Raw genomic sequence first — 2,130 nt, 5'->3', positions numbered from 1 at the left:
CACCCTCGACACCGACCTCCCCCTCCAGGTCCACGACGAACTCACCGGCGCCACCTACCACTGGGCCCGCCACAACTACGTCCGCCTCGACCCCGCCACCGGCCCCGCCCACCTCCTCACCGTCCGGCAGGAGCAGGACCGATGACCACGGCGATCTGCGAATCCTGCCTCGACGGCGGACGCAGCGGCGCACTCCGCGGCGACGTCCTGCTGCGCCCGATGCTCACCGCCCTGCTGCCCTGGCTCGTCACCCGCCGCTGGTTCACCCACGAGAGCGGCTGCCTGGAGGACCTCGTACCGGTGACCGCCTCCGTGGCGGAGGGCGACACCGCGGTGCTCCTGCACGCGCTGCTCGACGCCCGGCACAGCTCCGGCACCACCCACCGCTACCAGCTGCTGCTGGGCCTGCGCCGCACCGTGCCCGAGGACCTCCGGCACGCGGTGATCGGCCGCGCCGTCGACGGCCGCTGGGACGGCTGGTGGCTCTACGAGGCCACCGAAGACCCCGAACTGATGGCCCGGCTGCTGGCCGACGCCGCCGTCGGCGCCGGACCTCCCACGACGACCTTCACCCCGACCGGAGCGGTGCCCCTGCCGGGCGGACTCGTCCCGCGCGTCCTCGGCGTCGAGCAGAGCAACACCTCCGTCGTCTACGGCGACCGCCTGATCCTCAAGTTCTTCCGCGCCCCGCAGCCCGGCCCGCACCCGGAGACCGAGGCGCTGCGCGGCCTGACCTCGGTCGGCTGCCCCAGCACCGCACGGCTCGCGGGCTGGCTCCACACCGGCGGCGACCCGGCGACCGCCACCGTCCTCGGCGTCCTGGCGGAGTTCGTGCCCTCGGACGGCACCGGCTGGGAGCTGGCGGTGCGACAGGCCGTCTCCTGCCTCACCGAATCCTGCCCGGTGCCCGCGATCGGCGGGTTCACCGCGGACGCCCACGCGCTCGGCGAGACGGTGGCGCGCCTGCACGCCGCCCTCGGCGAGGCCTTCCCCCGGACGACCCTGGACACCCACGCGGTCCTCCGCCTCACCGGCGACATGGACCGCCGCCTCGCCCGGGCCGTCCGCCGGGTGCCCGAGATGGAGCCGTACGCCGGACGGATCGGCAGCCTCTACGACGACTACGCCAAGGTCGCCCTGCAGGGGCGGCCGGGCACCGGCCAGCGGCTCCACGGCGACCTCCACCTCGGCCAGGTGCTGTCGACCGGCGACGGCTGGAAGGTCATCGACTTCGAGGGCGAGCCCGCCGCACCGGTGGCCGAACGCGGCCTGCCGCAGCCGGTGCTGCGCGACGTCGCCGGCATGCTGCGCTCCTTCGACTACGCGGCCCACCAGGCGCTGGACCAGGTGCTGCGGGAGAGCGAGCCGCCCTCGGACGCGGCCCGGCTGCGCCTCGACCGCCGGGCGTACGCCTGGGCGATCCGCAACCGCCGGGCGTTCACCGCGGGCTACGCGGCCGCCGGCGGCGCCGACCCGAACTGCCACCCGGTGGCGCTGCGGGCCTTCGAGGCCGACAAGGCGGTGTACGAGGCCGTCTACGAGGCCGAGCACCGCCCGGCCTGGCTGCCGATCCCGATGGCCGCCGTGCAGCGACTGGTCTTCGGCCGCTGACCGGCCGCCGCCGGCCCACCCCGTTCGTCCCGCCGAAGCGAGAGTAGAGGACCTGATCCCCGTGACCCCGAGCCGGACCGCGCCCACCGCCCCGCGCCGCGTCAGCATCCCGCCGTTGCGTGTCCCGCGGGCCGCCCCGGACCCGGAGGAGACGGAGCGCCTGCTCTCCGGCACGCACCACGACCCGCACGCCGTGCTGGGCGTGCACCCGGTGGCCGACGGCGTGGTGGTGCGGGTGCTCCGGCCGACGGCGGAGCGGGTCGTGGTGCGCACCGCCGACTCCTGGGTGGAGCTCGCCTCGGCGGGCGACGGCCTGTACACCGGCGTCCTGCCGAGCACTGCCGTGCCCGACCGCCGGCTCGTCGTGACGTACGACGGCGTCGAGCGGGTCGAGGACGACGGGTACCGGATGGCGCCGACGCTGGGTGAGCTGGATCTGCACCTGATCGCGGAGGGCCGGCACGAGCAGTTGTGGCGGGCGCTGGGCAGTCACGTGCGGACGGTCGACGGGGTGGCGGG

The 2,130-nt window shown here is 75.7% G+C and carries 2 protein-coding genes and 1 pseudogene; all 3 read left to right on the top strand.

The window, feature by feature from the left end; genetic code table 11:
• A pseudogene (locus SNE206_RS39875) lies at positions 1 to 145 on the top strand (hypothetical protein); the annotation flags it as partial.
• Positions 142 to 1,611, top strand: coding sequence for a maltokinase N-terminal cap-like domain-containing protein (locus tag SNE206_RS39870; protein WP_407918487.1), 1,470 nt, complete (start codon positions 142 to 144; stop codon positions 1,609 to 1,611). The pseudogene SNE206_RS39875 and the gene SNE206_RS39870, both read left to right, overlap by 4 nt.
• Before the next feature lie 61 nt (positions 1,612 to 1,672).
• On the top strand, positions 1,673 to 2,130 hold a 458-nt coding region (locus SNE206_RS39865; RefSeq protein WP_407918486.1), incomplete at its 3' end, for a GlgB N-terminal domain-containing protein.

The organism is Kitasatospora sp. NE20-6 (genome assembly GCF_045862635.1).
This window is presented reverse-complemented; position numbering and strand designations above follow the sequence as displayed.